Source organism: Asticcacaulis sp. YBE204 (genome assembly GCF_000495855.1).
In the GTDB taxonomy this organism is placed as follows: domain Bacteria; phylum Pseudomonadota; class Alphaproteobacteria; order Caulobacterales; family Caulobacteraceae; genus Asticcacaulis.
In genome coordinates this window covers 327,124-342,075 of sequence record NZ_AWGF01000001.1, presented here as the reverse complement: position 1 = coordinate 342,075, position 14,952 = coordinate 327,124, and the positions used below count along the sequence as shown (strand labels likewise).

The 14,952-nt window shown below is 60.4% G+C and carries 16 protein-coding genes; 8 read left to right on the top strand and 8 right to left on the bottom strand.

Translation table 11 applies throughout. From position 1 onward, the window contains the following. Positions 1–20: 20 nt before the first annotated feature. The 5 genes from AEYBE204_RS22470 to AEYBE204_RS22460 are packed head-to-tail and all read right to left on the bottom strand — an operon-like array spanning position 21 to position 3,329. Positions 21–584 (bottom strand): SRPBCC family protein, encoded by a 564-nt coding sequence (locus AEYBE204_RS22470; RefSeq protein WP_023460623.1) that lies wholly within the window; start codon positions 582–584, stop codon positions 21–23. After that, positions 584–1,540 (bottom strand): SRPBCC domain-containing protein, encoded by a 957-nt coding sequence (locus tag AEYBE204_RS39310; RefSeq protein ID WP_023460622.1) that lies wholly within the window; start codon positions 1,538–1,540, stop codon positions 584–586. The genes AEYBE204_RS22470 and AEYBE204_RS39310 overlap by 1 nt, the downstream gene beginning before the upstream one ends. Beyond that, complete coding sequence (locus tag AEYBE204_RS0119750) at positions 1,537–1,941, bottom strand: helix-turn-helix transcriptional regulator (RefSeq protein WP_200862151.1); 405 nt, start codon at positions 1,939–1,941, stop codon at positions 1,537–1,539. The genes AEYBE204_RS39310 and AEYBE204_RS0119750 overlap by 4 nt, the downstream gene beginning before the upstream one ends. Positions 1,942–2,000: 59 nt before the next feature. Further along, entirely contained in the window at positions 2,001–2,573 is a 573-nt protein-coding gene (locus AEYBE204_RS22465; RefSeq protein WP_023460620.1) for a GNAT family N-acetyltransferase, read from the bottom strand. 36 nt (positions 2,574–2,609) lie between these two features. After that, a complete protein-coding gene (locus tag AEYBE204_RS22460) occupies positions 2,610–3,329 on the bottom strand; it encodes an MliC family protein (protein WP_023460619.1) in 720 nt (239 codons plus the stop codon). Positions 3,330–3,428: 99 nt separating this feature from the next. On the opposite strand from AEYBE204_RS22460, the gene AEYBE204_RS22455 reads away from it, so the two are divergent. Then, positions 3,429–3,950: a hypothetical protein gene (locus AEYBE204_RS22455; RefSeq protein WP_023460618.1), complete on the top strand. Its 522-nt coding sequence runs from the start codon at positions 3,429–3,431 to the stop codon at positions 3,948–3,950. A 170-nt stretch (positions 3,951–4,120) separates the two neighbouring features. On the opposite strand, the gene mdh is transcribed toward AEYBE204_RS22455, so the two are convergent. Continuing rightward, complete coding sequence (mdh, locus tag AEYBE204_RS22450; RefSeq protein ID WP_023460617.1) at positions 4,121–5,083, bottom strand: malate dehydrogenase; 963 nt, start codon at positions 5,081–5,083, stop codon at positions 4,121–4,123. Between the two features lie 173 nt (positions 5,084–5,256). Here mdh and AEYBE204_RS22445 point away from each other — a divergent pair, with 173 nt between their 5' ends. Next, positions 5,257–5,676 carry an HIT domain-containing protein gene (locus AEYBE204_RS22445; protein WP_023460616.1) on the top strand — a complete coding sequence of 140 codons (420 nt, stop codon included), beginning with the start codon at positions 5,257–5,259 and terminating at the stop codon, positions 5,674–5,676. 26 nt (positions 5,677–5,702) lie between these two features. Here the strand turns inward: AEYBE204_RS22445 and AEYBE204_RS22440 are convergent, their stop codons facing one another. Beyond that, positions 5,703–7,190, bottom strand: a complete 1,488-nt coding sequence (locus AEYBE204_RS22440; protein WP_155908180.1) for a hypothetical protein — start codon at positions 7,188–7,190, stop codon at positions 5,703–5,705. 381 nt (positions 7,191–7,571) lie between these two features. Between AEYBE204_RS22440 and sdhC the strand changes: the two genes are divergently transcribed. From sdhC to AEYBE204_RS22410, 6 genes are all read left to right on the top strand, one after another. Continuing rightward, entirely contained in the window at positions 7,572–8,003 is a 432-nt protein-coding gene (gene sdhC, locus AEYBE204_RS22435; RefSeq protein WP_023460614.1) for a succinate dehydrogenase, cytochrome b556 subunit, read from the top strand. Then, on the top strand, positions 8,003–8,377 hold the full coding sequence (sdhD, locus tag AEYBE204_RS22430; RefSeq protein WP_023460613.1) for a succinate dehydrogenase, hydrophobic membrane anchor protein: 375 nt from the start codon (positions 8,003–8,005) through the stop codon (positions 8,375–8,377). The genes sdhC and sdhD overlap by 1 nt, the downstream gene beginning before the upstream one ends. 3 nt (positions 8,378–8,380) lie before the next feature. Further along, positions 8,381–10,165 (top strand): succinate dehydrogenase flavoprotein subunit, encoded by a 1,785-nt coding sequence (gene sdhA / locus AEYBE204_RS22425; protein WP_023460612.1) that lies wholly within the window; start codon positions 8,381–8,383, stop codon positions 10,163–10,165. A 15-nt stretch (positions 10,166–10,180) separates the two neighbouring features. Further along, positions 10,181–10,957: a succinate dehydrogenase iron-sulfur subunit gene (locus AEYBE204_RS22420; RefSeq protein ID WP_023460611.1), complete on the top strand. Its 777-nt coding sequence runs from the start codon at positions 10,181–10,183 to the stop codon at positions 10,955–10,957. Between the two features lie 148 nt (positions 10,958–11,105). Then, entirely contained in the window at positions 11,106–11,426 is a 321-nt protein-coding gene (locus AEYBE204_RS22415; RefSeq protein WP_023460610.1) for a 2Fe-2S iron-sulfur cluster-binding protein, read from the top strand. Further along, positions 11,360–12,484 carry a WcbI family polysaccharide biosynthesis putative acetyltransferase gene (locus AEYBE204_RS22410; protein WP_255346415.1) on the top strand — a complete coding sequence of 375 codons (1,125 nt, stop codon included), beginning with the start codon at positions 11,360–11,362 and terminating at the stop codon, positions 12,482–12,484. Before AEYBE204_RS22415 ends, AEYBE204_RS22410 begins: the two co-directional genes overlap by 67 nt. Before the next feature lie 98 nt (positions 12,485–12,582). Here AEYBE204_RS22410 and AEYBE204_RS22405 read toward each other — a convergent pair whose 3' ends face one another. Further along, the gene (locus tag AEYBE204_RS22405) at positions 12,583–14,943 is read right to left on the bottom strand and encodes a bifunctional diguanylate cyclase/phosphodiesterase (RefSeq protein WP_023460608.1); all 2,361 of its coding nucleotides are present in this window, start codon (positions 14,941–14,943) and stop codon (positions 12,583–12,585) included. Between the last annotated feature and the right edge of the window lie 9 nt (positions 14,944–14,952).

Here is a 14,952-nt window from a genome sequence, read left to right as displayed (position 1 = left end):
CCTTTTGGTGCTTAAAAAGATCAGGCAGTTTTGAGTTCGCTAACCACGCCGTGCGGCGCTTCGCTGACGGCTTTCAGGGATTTCAGGCCTTTTTCAAAGTCGCCGCCGACCATCTTGTCCATGTTGAAGATCAGGCCGAACAGCCGCGATACGAAGGGCGCCGGACCGTACATGGCCCATGTGACGACAGTACCCGTCCCCTGCGGTTGCAGGGTAAATTCGGCGGTATTGACGGCGGCGATCGGCTTGATGAATTTCAGTTCGATGACGACGCTGCGCGCGGGTTCGGTGCGCTGGATTTCCATGCGGCCCTGACCGGCCTTGTTATTATCGGAGTCCCACTCATAGACCGCGCCAGGGCCATAGTCCGGACCCGTATAGGTGCGGCGCAGGTTGGGGTCGATATTCTCCCATGGCGACCAGTTGCGCCATTTGCGGAAGTCCTGAATCTCGTCGAAAATGACTTCCGGCGCAGCCTCGATGGTCATCGAGCGTTGAAGGCGAAAATGATCGGGCCGGATTGCGGCGAGGATCAGAACGGCCGCGATGGCCAGCAGTATAATAACCAGAATCGTCGTCAGCATCAGTGTCCCCTGTGCTTGGTGAGATAGTCGGCCAATTTGTCGTAGTTCTGCTCGTTGGCCTGCGGAATGAAAGCCTTCAGCATGGCCTCGTGTTCGGACGGTGCGAAATCCATGCGCCAGATCATGTCAGTATGATCGCCTGCTGGCACATATTCGATGGTCATGCGGAATTCGTGCGTCGGCTGATAGTGGTCGAAAACGATGCGCTCGTTCTCGACGATCTCGACAAAGCCCTTGTGATTGTCGTGATCGCGCCCGTCCGGGCCATGCATGGTGATATGGAACGCGCCGCCTTCGCGGAATTCGAACACCGGGATGGTATTGGTGAAACCCTCCGGTCCCCACCATTGCGCCAGATGCGCAGGGTCGGCGAACAGACCGAACAACTCCGCCGCCGTGGCGGCAAAGCGGCGCGAGGTGACGATTTCAAAGCGGTCTTGATCAAGCGTATCCATAGCCGCCTCCAGACGGTCGAAGCTGTAGGCCCAACCGGTCGAGAAGCCCATCTCGATGGCGGCCTTTGTTATGTCGGGCGAGATCATTTTCGAATGCAGGGTCAGACGCGTGCCCTCGCCTTCCGGTTTGAACGTGATCGTCACCAGGGCTTCGGGCGGCAGGCCCGAGCCGCACGGATGGTCGATATGCGGATCGCCTTCATAGACGATGCGTTCGTTCTCGACGATCTCGACATAGGTGCCTTCACACGGGCACAGCGTCCCGTCGGGCGCGCGCATCTCGATGCGGAACTTGCCGCCGACGCGGAAATCCATCTCGCAACCGAGGTTCTCGAAGCCGTTTGGCCCCCACCATTGCAATACGTGTTCCGGCGCGGTCCACAGCTTGAATACCAGCGCGGGCGGGGCCTTGAAGGTGCGGAACATGACGATGTCGATCTCGCTGGGGAACGTAACCTCGAAACCGGACATTACCTCGGACGGGCGTGTGGCGAGCTTCATTTCGTCTCTCCCTGATCGTCAGCGGCTTTCGTATCCGCGCTATCTGAAGCGACCTTGGCCGTTTTTTCAGCGGCCTGCAACTGCTGCAAATAGGCTTCGAGCCGGTCGAAGCGACCTTCCCACAGGCGGCGATAATCCTTGAGCCACATATCGACCTCCTGAAGCGGCTCGGGCTCCAGCCGGCAGGGACGCCACTGTTTTTCGCGCCCCCGGCTGATCAGGCCGGACTTTTCCAGCACCTTAAGGTGCTTGGACACCGCCGGCAGGCTCATGTCGAAGGGTTGGGCCAGATCGTTGACCGTCGCCTCGCCCAGCGCCAGACGCGCCAGAATGGCGCGGCGCGTCGGGTCCGACAAGGCGGTCAGGGTAAGGGACAAACGATCGGACATTAACTTAACCATGAAGTTAAATAACTTTATGGTTAAGTACGCGCGTTATGCGAAGGAGTCAAGCATCTTTTCTAAACGAAAAAACGCTTTCTGTTTTCCTGCCATTCAGCGCGTGTCTGGCCCCAGATATCGACCGGGCTATCGGCATAGGGTTCCGGCAAACGTCCCGGCCCGCGATTGTAAGACCCCAGCGACTTTGCCACGCCCTGAGATCCCGCATTATCCGGCGCAATCGTGTGGATCACGTCGTCCCAGCCCAGCACGTCGAAGACATAGTCGACGCAGGCCACGGCGGCTTCTTTCGCAAAACCCTTGCCCCACGCCGAGGACAGGACACCCCAGCCGACTTCACGGGCGGGCCATTGGTGTGGATAAAGCGCGCCGATGCGGCCGATCCACTGGCCGCTATCTTTCTCGATAACGCTGAACATATGGAATCCATCCAATGCCCATGCCCCGGCTATGGCGCGCGTCACCCGCCACGTCACAGCATCAGACGTCACGCCACCGAGGTGTTCCATAACCTTCGGATCGGACTGAAAGGCGCAAAAGCCGGGGAAATCCTCGGCCACCGGCGGACGCAGGATCAGACGGGCGGTTTCAAGCGTCGGGCCAAGCGACGAGGTCAGGGGCAATTTTGTCATGCCCCGGATGTAGCCGGACGATGTCGCGATAGCCAGTTACAAAGCCGTTATTGTGCAGGTGCTGACCGGCGCGTCCGGGCGACGGAAACTGGCGTCCTTGCCCTTGATCCAGAGTTCATAACCACCGCCTTCGTAGCGTGCGCCCGACGTACTGATGGCGCGCGGCATCCAGACGCGATTGTCGCCGGACGTCACATAGACCGCCGCCTCATAGGTATTCAGGAAGGTGGCGCTCAACGTCGTGCCATCGGGACAGACCCAATCCTGACCTTTGCTGGTGCCACCCGGATCGTTGCGTGCCGTTTCGTACCCCGCCCGCAGATCGTGGATGCGCCCGGCATAGGCGGCCTTCAGACACCCGGAGGGATCACCGGCCTCGACACAGGCCTCGCGCTTGGCCCACCAACCGGTTTGCAGCCGTTGCAATGTATCTGCCGGACCCTGTGTTTCCGCCAACCCATATAGCCTCGTCATTTCGCGATCGAGCGCCGCCAGATTGATATCGCCGCAGACGATGGTGTCCGCCCCGGCCCGCGCCCGTTTGCAATCAAACCCCGCCGGACCAGGACGCGGGGCGGTCGCACTTTCTGAAGGCCGTTCATTCGGTGGTGTTTCCGACAGGGCTGCCGCTGCGGATTTAGCCACCGCCTGTTCCGGCATGGCCTCATCGCGCGCCGGAGTCTGCGGCTGCCCGCACGCCACAGCCAGCACGGCCAGACCGATCAGGGGCAAAACGATTTTCACGGCGGCTTTCATGGCAGAACTCCTTCTCCGCCAAGGCTAACGCCGCGAAAATAAAAAAGCCGCCCGTTTTGGCGTCGTTGCCAGAAACGGGAATCGCTCAAAAATACCCGCATGAGTTACTGGACGAAACTGATCATTGATGACGTCAACCTGTCTCTGACGCATCTCGAACCGTTCAGCTTTGAATGTCTGGCCAGAGATGGGGCTGCACCCGCCGCAATCAGCGTCCGCTTCAACGATCATTGCTTCACCAAAGCCCTTGACCCTGAGCAGCACAGTCCCGAAGACCTAATTCGGCCCAGCTATGCTGCTCGAACCGAACGGCGCGTTTTCTGTCGCATCCGGTATGAACTCAGCTTTCGCCTTCCCGACATTATCCGGACATTGGGCAGTAAGCGCATCGCCTCGACTCGCGAAGGTAACCTCGTGCGTCTGGAATTGGATAATGGCGAAACCTATGCGGTGTTTTTCACTTTGCGCCGCAAGGGTCGCGACCATGCCGATCTGTTTGTCGTCAGCGCCTATCCTCTGGCACCGGGAAAGAAACCCGCAGACACCGGAGACATGAAGTTCGATCTGGCTTTGGCTAAAATCCTGCGCGGTGAGAAAGCGAAATTTCCGCCACGCCGATAACGAAAAAGGGCCTCCGAAGAGACCCTTTTAGTATCTGGCAACCCTTTGGTTATTCGGCTTTGCACCGAGCCCTTGCAGGCGGGGGAAACTGTCACAGCCAGTCGGTTTTCCGTACATCAGATGTACATCTTAAATGTACAAAAGTCAAGAAAAACCGACCGGCTCAGACCTTAGACCAGCGACGGGTCGATTTCCTTACAGGCGGCGATCAGGCCTTGGACGCTTTCGACCGACTTCTTGAACATCGCCTTCTCGTCTTCGTTGGTCGAGAATTCGATGATCTTTTCGACGCCGTTCTTGCCGATGACGGCGGGGACGCCGACATAGAGGCCCGACAGGTCGTATTCGCCGTTCAGGTAAGCGGCGACCGGCAGGACGCGCTTCTTGTCCTTGAGGTACGACTTGGCCATGGCGATGCCGGATTCGGCGGGGGCGTAGAAGGCCGAACCGGTCTTCAGCAGGGCGACGATTTCGCCGCCACCGCCACGGGTGCGCTTCACGATGGCGTCAAGCTCGTCCTGCGTCAGGAAGCCCTGAGCGACCAGTTCCGGCAGAGGCAGGCCACCGACCGTCGAGTGACGGACCATCGGGACCATGTCGTCGCCGTGACCGCCCAGCGTCCAGGCGTGGATGTCTTCGACCGAGATGCCGGTCTTTTCAGCCAGGAAGTAGGCGAAGCGCGCCGAGTCCAGAACGCCAGCCATGCCGACGACCTTTTCCACCGGCAGACCGGAGAACTTTTGCAGCGCCCACACCATCGCGTCGAGCGGGTTGGTGATGCAGATGACGAAGGCGTTCGGGGCATATTGCTTGATGCCTTCGCCGACCGCCTTCATGACCCTCAGGTTGATGCCCAGCAGGTCGTCGCGGCTCATGCCCGGCTTGCGCGGCACGCCGGCGGTGACGATGCAGACGTCGGCGCCCGCGATGTCGGCGTAGTCGTTGGCGCCTTTCAGGGCGACGTCCTTGCCGAACACGGCCGAAGCTTCGGCGATGTCGAGCGCCTTGCCTTGCGGCACGCCTTCGGTGATGTCGAACAGGACGACGTCGCCCAGTTCTTCACGCGCGGCGATGTGGGCCAGCGTGCCCCCGATCATACCCGAACCGATCAACGCAATTTTGGCACGTGCCATGAGCATTCCCTTTTTAACCAGAGCCCCGCCGAGGGGACGACAAAGATTAACGGCCCTCTAAACCCGATAGGAGCCGTTCGCAAGACCTCGCACTGCAACAATGTGAAATGTGATGCGAAAATCCCGCAGGGGCTATAAAGGACATGTCTTAATATTCCGGGAAAGACCGACCCATGTCTGACTTTATCGTTGATCCGCGTATCGAAGCCTCATCCATAAGGCTGGGCGACCTCCGGTTATGTGAACTGCGTTTGCAGAACGATGCGCGCTTTCCGTGGCTGGTTTTGCTGCCAAAGCGTGCAGGGCTAATAGAACTGACGGACGTACTGTCTGAGGATGACGCGGCGCTGTGGGCCGATATCCGCGCCGCGGAAAAGTTGGCCCGACTGGCGGCGGCGCATCTGGGCTTCCCCGTCACTAAGATCAATATCGCCAATCTCGGCAATATCGTCGCGCAACTGCATATCCACATCATCGCCCGCAACGACCGCGACCCGGCATGGCCCGGCCCGGTTTGGGGCTTCGGTCAGGCGGAGCCGTTCGCACCGGAACGGATCGACGCGCTGGTGCAGACACTCAAAACCAACTTCTAAGTTGATTGTAACGTTTAAAGTGACTTTTACTGCGCCGACATGACCACCGGCGTGGCCGCACCGTTGGGGTCGATCATCTGCCCGCGCCAGCGGCCATCGGGCTCCTTGCGCAGATCGAGGCGGAACTGGCCCTTGGCCGATGCGGCCTGATAGTCGATCATCAGCCTGTCATCGGCTTGAACGACGTCCGACACGAATCCCGAACGATTCATGCCCACCCCACCTTGCAGTGAGCGCCATGCGCCTTCCAGCTTTTGTGCGCCCGCGCCGCGTAAAGCGAGAGAGACCAGTCTGTCTCCCGTCAGGGAACTGACCATCCAGTTACCTTCCAAGGCGCTCATCTGGTTCTGACGGCTGGCCAGACCGGCACGAATGCCAGAATCGTAACGGGTTTCCGAGCCCGTCGGCTGGTCTTCGTAATCACGACCATAGGCGTCGACCTTGACCGCCACCAACACCTTGTCCCTCACCGGTGGCAACTCTTTAACCGGAACAACCTCTTTTAAAGGTACCGGCGGCACGTCCTGCGGCACGATTTTCGGCGCGACGGCGACGACCTGCGGCGTGATTTGCGGCGCAGGCGTCGGTTCGGGCCTGAGGTCGCTCTTCACCTCCGGCGCCTTGACCGGCAAGGGCGAGACAGCGGCGACCTGAATCTCTTTTTTCGGTTCCGGTTGATCGACCGGTTTGGGGCCGACGTCCACCTTAGCCAGATCGACCTTCGGCTGGGGGGCAGCGTCGGGCTTCACCGACGGCGTATAAGGGATCGGTGCGGCGGGTAGATCGATTTTCGCTTCAGGCCTAGGGGTCTCTTTTTGCGCGACCGTCTGAACCACAGGCTTCGGATCGGCGTCGAACAGTTGCGTCACCGCCTTGTCGGCGTCGGCGCTGAGTACGGCGGTCTTGACCGACGGGGTCGAGGCCTTGGCGATCGTTACGGGTTTATCGACCGGCTTGGGGGCCGGTTTTTCGACCGCTTTCGTCGTCAGATTTCCGGTCTTGCGATTGGCATAGGCGTCTTCCTTGCCGGGCGTAACATAGAGTGTGCCCTTGCTCGACGCGGTAGCGACGACTTTTTCGTCATCCCTGGCTACCGGTTTTTTGGCCGTCGTTTTTGTGTCTGCTTTTTTGGTCGAAGACTTATCGGCCACGACCTTTTTCGATGTCGCATCGCCCTTCTTGGACGCAGACGCTTTGGACGTCTTGGTTGTCTTTTCGTCGTCGGCCTTGCTCTTGCTGGCCGTCGTCGATTTTTTGGCGGTAGTCTTGCTGCCGGCTTTTTCGACGACCTTATCGCCTTTTTTAGCGCTGGTCTTGGATGTCGATTTCTCGTCGGCCTTTTCGCGGAAAGGCGTAACCTTTTCCGCCGATTTTTTAACGGTCGCGGGCTTTTTCGTCTCCGTCAGTTCATCGGCGCGCGCATTGACACGTGCGGCGGCGGCAGCAAACGCACCCGGCGCCTGAAGCAGCAGGATCGAGGCCAGGGCCGAAGACACCAAAAGGCGAAGAGACATCTTGTTCTGAATCACGCTGAAAACCACCCGCACTACAGTACCGAAACAAAGGCCGAGAAAGGCGGTTCTCCTGAAAGGCGAACAAACCTTTAGATAAAACAGAGGTTAAGTACTGCATCTTAACTGGGGCCTAATTTGGACGCCAATCACCTTAAATGGCGAATTTGTGAATTGGCCATGCTGTCGCCAAAATGTTCGCGGTCGCAAAAAACCGCCCCGACAGGGGGTGCGGTCTGTTGACACATCCGTCTCAGGGTCTAAAAGACCCCAAAGGCGCGGGAAATTTAACCTTTTTCACGCCCAATCAGGTTAAGCCTCCGGCGAACGTGTTCCACGTCAAGAGGGGCACGCCACACCACCGGGTAATCAAGGCCATATAGTATGTCTCAGCCTCCCTCAAAGCCAACGGTCTACCGGCCGCTGTCGCCGCACCTTCAGGTGTGGAAATTCCATATCACCATGTTCACCTCGATCCTGCACCGGGCGACCGGTCTGGCGCTGGTCGTGGGTGCGGTCCTTGTCGCCGCCTGGCTGCTGGCCATCGGTTTGACGGCATCGGGGTGCTGCCCGCAGGCCTATACGGCCTTCCTGACCTTTGCGGCGTCGCCATTCGGTCTGTTCGTGTGGTTCGGGCTGTCTCTGGCGGCGTTCATACACCTGACCGGCGGCATTCGTCACCTGATCTGGGATCTGGGGCTTGGTTTTCAGCTTAAGTCGGCCAACGCCCTGTCGTGGTGGGGCCTGCTGCTCGGCATCGCTCTGACGATTGCCTTCTGGGCGGTGTTGTTGGCGACGAGCAAGGTGGTGCTGTAATGGTCGACTCGTATCTGAAAGAGCGGTCCTCGAAGGACTGGAAAAAATCGGAAAAGCACGGCGCGGGCGAATGGCTGGCCGAACGCTGGACCTCGGTGGCGCTGATCGTGCTGACCGGCTGGGCGCTGTGGAGCGCCTACGGCCTGATGGGGCAAGGCTATGAAGCCGCTCTGGCCTTCGTCAAGGTGCCGCTCAATGCGGGCCTGCTGTCCCTGACCTTCGTCATCACCGTGTGGCACACCCATATGGGCCTGACCGCCAATGTTCTGGACTATTTCCCGAACGCGCGCGCACTCAAACTGATCAGCGCCCTCTTCTGCCTTGTGCTGCTCGTGGCGGCACTCGGCGGCATCTTTCTGGCTTTTAAGGCGTAACCCATGACCTACAAGATCATCGAACACGAATATGACGTGGTGGTCGTGGGTGCCGGTGGCGCGGGCCTGCGCGCGGCGCTCGGCTGCGGACAATCCGGCCTCAAGACCGCCTGTATCACCAAGGTTTTCCCCACCCGTTCGCACACTGTCGCTGCCCAAGGGGGCGTCGCCGCCTCGCTCGGCAACATGTCCGAGGACAAGTGGCAGTGGCACATGTACGACACTGTCAAGGGGTCGGACTGGCTGGGCGATCAGGACGCCATCGAATACCTCGTCCGCAACGCGCCGGACGCGGTTTATGAGCTCGAACACTGGGGCGTGCCCTTCTCGCGTACCGAAGACGGCAAGATCTATCAGCGTCCGTTCGGCGGCATGACCAAGAACTTCGGCGAAGGCCCGGTGCAGCGCACCTGCGCCGCCGCCGACCGTACCGGCCACGCCATGCTGCACACGCTGTACGGTCAGTCGCTGAAAGAAGACGTCGAGTTCTTCATCGAATATTTCGCGCTCGACCTGATCATGGATGACGGCGTCTGCCGCGGGGTGACCTGCTGGAAGCTGGACGACGGCACGATCCACGTCTTCCGCGCCCACCTCGTCATTCTGGCGACCGGCGGTTATGGTCGCGCCTACTTCTCGGCGACCTCGGCCCATACCTGCACCGGCGACGGCGGCGGCATGGTGCTGCGCGCCGGTCTGCCCCTGCAAGACCTTGAGTTCGTTCAGTTCCACCCGACCGGCATCTACGGTTCGGGCTGCCTGATCACCGAAGGCGCGCGCGGCGAAGGCGGTTACCTGACCAATTCGGCGGGTGAGCGCTTCATGGAACGTTACGCGCCGTCGGCCAAGGACCTCGCCTCGCGCGACGTCGTCTCGCGTTCGATGACAATGGAAATCCGTGAAGGCCGCGGCGTCGGCCCGGACAAGGACCACATCTTCCTGCACCTCGACCACCTGCCGCCCGACCTGCTACACAAGCGCCTGCCGGGCATCTCGGAATCGGCGAAGATCTTCGCCGGCGTCGACGTGACCAAGGAACCGATCCCGGTCATCCCGACCGTCCACTACAATATGGGCGGCATTCCGACCAACTATCACGGCGAAGTCGTCACCCTGAAAGACGGCAATCCCGACGCCGTCGTGCCGGGCCTGATGGCCGTCGGCGAAGCGGCCTGCGTCTCGGTACACGGGGCCAACCGCCTCGGCTCGAACTCGCTGATCGACCTCGTGGTGTTCGGCCGCGCGGCGGGCAAGCGCGCCCCTGAGCTGGTCAAGGCCGGCGAAGCGCACAAGGACATCGGCAAGACCGCCGTCGAAGGCCATCTGGCGCGTCTGGACAAGTTCCGCACGGCTTCGGGTTCGACGCCGACCGCCGACCTGCGTCTGCGCATGCAGCGCGCCATGCAGGAAGACGCCGCCGTCTTCCGCACCGGCGAGACCCTGCAACAGGGCGTCAACCGTCTGGCCGAAATCTACACGGCCTCGTCGGACATCGGCATCAAGGACCGTGGCATGATCTGGAACACCGATCTGCTCGAAGCCCTCGAATACGACAACCTGATCGGTCAGGCCGTCATCACCGTCAATTCGGCGCTCAACCGTCAGGAATCGCGCGGTGCCCACGCTCGCGAAGACTTCCCGAACCGCGACGACGACACCTGGATGAAGCACACCCTGATGTGGCTCGACACCAAGACGGGGGCTGTGACCGCCGACTATCGTCCGGTCCATACCTATACGATGACCAACGACATCGCCTATATCGCGCCCAAGGCGCGGGTGTACTAAGGGGAGTATGAAACCATGGTTGAACTGACGCTCCCCAAACACTCGCAGATCAAGGCCGGCAAGCGCTACAAGGCACCGTCGGGGTCGAAGAACGTCCGCGTGTACAAGATCTACCGCTTCGATCCGGAAACGGGCGAAAACCCGCGCTGGGACAAGTACGAGGTCGATTCCAAGGCTCACGGCCCGATGCTGTTGGACTCCTTGATTTACATCAAGAACAACATCGATTCGACGCTCTCGTTCCGCCGCTCGTGCCGCGAAGGTATCTGCGGCTCGTGCGCCATGAATATCGGCGGGCGCAACACGCTGGCCTGTACCAAGGGTCACGACGAATATAATGGCGAGATCACCATCGCGCCGCTGCCGCACATGCCGGTCGTCAAGGATCTCGTCCCCGACCTGAGCGGCTTCTACGCGCAGTACGCCTCGATCGAGCCCTATCTGCAATCGACGACGCCGGACCCGCAGAAGGAACGCCTGCAAAGCCCCGCCAACCGCGACAAGCTCGACGGCCTTTACGAGTGCATCCTGTGCGCCTGCTGCTCGACCTCGTGCCCCAGCTACTGGTGGAACCAGGACAAGTATCTCGGCCCGGCAGCGTTGCTTCAGGCCTATCGCTGGGTCGCCGACTCGCGCGACGACCACACGAAGCAACGTCTGGAATCGCTCGAAGATCCGTTCAAGCTCTATCGTTGCCACACCATCATGAACTGCGCGCAGGTCTGCCCCAAGGGTCTCAACCCGGCCAAGGCGATCGCCGAACTCAAGAAGATGATGCCGAATAAGGGTTAATCACCTTCATGGGGGAAACGGCGTTTCCCCCATGTGCCCCCTTCCGATATCGAAAAAATTTGCTAGAGACGGCTCGTCGCAAATTTTTGCTTTCTATCCTGAGAGCCGAAGCTTTTGCTTCGGCTCTGTGTTTTTGAAATGGCCTTCCATGCCCAAGATCACCTATATCGAATCCAACGGCCAAACCCACGAGATCGAGGTCCGGACGGGAAATTCCGTCATGGAAGGGGCGATCAAGCACAATATCCCCGGCATCGACGCCGACTGTGGCGGGGCCTGCGCCTGTGCGACCTGCCACGTCTATGTCGATCCGGACTGGTTCGAGAAAACCGGCGGCCCGTCGGTGATGGAAGAGTCGATGCTCGATTTCGCGCAGGAGGTCGAACCCACCTCGCGCCTGTCGTGCCAGATCCGCGTCACCGAAGCGCTGGACGGCCTGATCGTGCGACTGCCGGAAAATCAGCACTAAAGCGATATGCCGAAAAGTGTAAGCGGTTTTCGGCTACAATATCGCGACTAAACAAGAGGTTAAAACATAAAACGGGGGACGGTGTGATAGGCAGTCAAGATAGAAGCCTGATAGTCCGGGCGGCCCGCAAGGCCTCAAGACTTCTGGCTTCCCTCACGCCCTCCACGGGCAGTCCCCGTATCGCTCTGGTGGGCAACTGTCAGGCGCAGGCGCTTGTACCGATGCTGAAGGCCATGGTGCCGTCGGCCGATATTCTGGGCGCCGTATCGGTCGCCAGTTTTCCGCGTAACACCTATGCGAACTACGCCCGCCTGATCGACACCGCCGATATCGTGCTGTCTCACACGATCCACGATCAATATCCTGTCGAGTGGCTTCGCACCTCCAATCTGAAGGTGCTGTGCGGCGACCGCCTGCACCTCATCCCGAACCTTTATTTCCTCGGCTATACGCCCGACATGGTCTATCTCCACGCCGACGGCTCGCGCCACGTCGTCCAGGGGCCGATGACGGACTACCATCTGGCGTCGGTCATCTATGCCTATCAGCAGGGCCGGTCCCCGGATCGCGCCGCCGCGCTTTTCTCGGACGATGCCTTTTTTCAGCAGAACTATGCCGGGGCTGCCGAGCAGTCTCTTATCGAACTGACCCGACGCGAAGCTCACCTCGACATCAGGATGGTCGACTATGTGGCCGAGCATTATAAGCACCGGCGCCTGTTCCATACGCTCAACCATCCCACCGCCCATCTGCTATCCGTACTGGCCGACCGTATCCTTACGCATCTGGGCATAGCGCATTACGATATGCGCGAGGTGATTCAGGAAGACCCTCTGTCGGATATCGTCAAAGCGCCGCACCCCGCTGTCCACCGGATGCTCGGCCTGACCTTCGATAACCCGCCTGTGGATCGGTCCTATAGTCTGAAGTCCAACCTCACCCCTGACTTACACAGCCTGCGCTACTACACGTCTGTAGAACTGGTAGAAGCCTATTATGCCGTCTATCAGCGGCATCGAGAGGTTATTATGGCGTATCAGACTCAAATAAGCGCTTAGCCCGAAGGGGCTGTATGCACCGGCAAAACGAACGATCTGGTCATTTGGCTACCTCCAAACCACCGTCCGGCCAACCTAGGCCGTGCCCTGAGCGTCGTCTATCTTTGCGTCGCTTGCGGCATTTCCTCAGCAACAACGGGTGTCGCTTCGCGCTCGCGCAGCCATATCTCCAGCGCATCGACGGGCATCGGGCGGGCAATGCCGTAGCCCTGCGCCATGTCGCAGCCCATCCCGGCCAGCAGCGCCAGAGCTGTGTCGTCTTCGACACCCTCGGCGGTGACTTTCATACCGAGGCCGTGCGCCAGATTGATCGTCGAAGCGACCAGAAGCCGTTCGCGCTGCCCCTTTTCCATCTCCATGATGAAGGAGCGGTCGATCTTCAGTTCCTGCGCCGGGATCATCTTGAGATAGGACAGAGACGACAGGCCGGTGCCGAAATCGTCGAGCGACACCTCGATCCCGGCAGCGACGAAGCGCTCGATGGCGGCAAGGCCGACGGTCGGATCTTCGATGACGGCGGTTTCGGTGATCTCAAGACAGACCTGACCGGCGGCCTGCGCACAGATGGCCAGGGTCCGTTCGGTATATTCGCGGTCGGTCAAAAGGCGACCGGAATAGTTGACGCTCATCGCGATATCGAGGCCGAGCGCCTTCAAACGCGCCTGATCGCGCAGGGTATGTTTCAACACCAGAAGGGTCAGGTCGCGGATAAAGCCGGTTTCCTCGGCCAGCAGGACGAAGCGTTGCGGCGAGACCATGCCGCGCGTGGCGTGGTTCCAGCGCACCAGCGCTTCGGCGGCGGTGACGCGCCCCAGACGGTAATCGTATTTCGGCTGGTAAAAGACCATCAGCTCTTCGTTATCGAGCGCCGAATGCAGCTGATCGGTCAGCAGGACGTTATCGGCCAGCTCGTCATAGGTCTTCGGGTCGAAGGCGGCGGTCTTGAGCTTGGCCGTGCGCGCCTGATCAAGCGCGATCAGGGCCTTTTCGATATATTCGGCGGCGGTCTGACCGACCGAGGGCGCGGTGTCATAGCCGATGACGACACCGATATCGACCATCTGATCGTCGATAGGAACGCGGGCATCGAGTATCTGAGCGATGGTCGTGGCAAAATCCGGCGCCAGATCGAAGGCAAACCCGCCTTGCGGGTTCGCGATGACCATGCCGATCACATCCGGCCCCAGCCGCCCGATCAGGGCGTCGGGATTGAGGCCGTGCAGCAGATCGGCCAGGGCATTGATGACCCCGTTCGAGGTCTTCACGCCCCAGATCGAGCGGATGTGGCTGAACCGCTCGACCCCGATGGCATAGATCAGCGGCTGCCCGCCGTCCAACGTCAGCAAGCCCGCGCGCTCTTCCAGCGCTGCCCGGTTCGGCAGGTCCGTGGTCAGGTCGTGACGCGCCATGTGCAGGATGCGCTGTTCGCGTTCGTTGATCGACACAGCCATTTCATTGAAGGCCGCCGCCAGATCGGCGATTTCGTCGCGGGAATTCAGGGTGACCAGCTCCGTTTCACCGGCCTTCAGCTTTTCGGCAGCGCGGTTGAGCCTCAGGATCGGTCGTGTCAGGGTTCGCGCCAGAAACAGGCTGGCCAGAATGACCACGCACAGGGTCACGACGCCCAGCCCCATCAGGACGAACAACAGGTTCTGATAGGAACCCAGGGCCTTGTTAAGCGGATAGGAGAGCAGAAGCAGGCTCGGTTCGCCGTCGTTCAGGCTGGGCAGGGCGGTCCCTACCGCTATGATCTGGCCTTTCGTACCGGAAACGATCTCGGCGCGGGTGCGGGCCTTCTGTTGGACCGCGAAGGCCGACAGGTCGCGGATCGCATCATCGGACAGGTCACCGGAGGTCGAACGCCACACGCCTTTTGCGTCGGGCGACAGGATCGCCGCATCCAGCGGGATCGACGACAGGGTCTCAAGCCCCTTCATCTGCGCCCGATCGACGCGCGAAGCGAAGACGACCCAGCCCATCGGATCGGGCGCCAGCACCGGGGCTATTACCGTCGACCACGCCTGTCCTTTGACAGTAACGATGCCGGTGCGCGCTTCGGTGGGCTGCGTGTCGATCAGGATGGCGGCAATGTCGCTGGCGATCGGGCTTTCGGCCCCCGCCAGCACCGCGCCGTCGCTGGAGACGATCAGGCCTTCGTCGGCCTGAACACGGCTTTGAAGATTATCGAATGCCGAGACAAGGGTCGGCACATCGCCATTGGCCAGCGCCGATTTGAAGCCGAAATCGCGCGACAGAAGCTCGGCATTGGTTGTGATGGCGTCGGATTTCTGGCTCCACAGGCGCGTGAAGACCGAGGTCGCCGCGCCCATCTCGTTCTGCACGTTTTGTTTGGCGTAGGCGATGATGGCGAATTGCGCGGTCAGGCCAAGGAACAGCAAAGCGAGGCTGAACACGCCGCCGTACAGGATCAGAAGTTTGGTGCGCAGTCTGCGGAACATGGGGCCGGT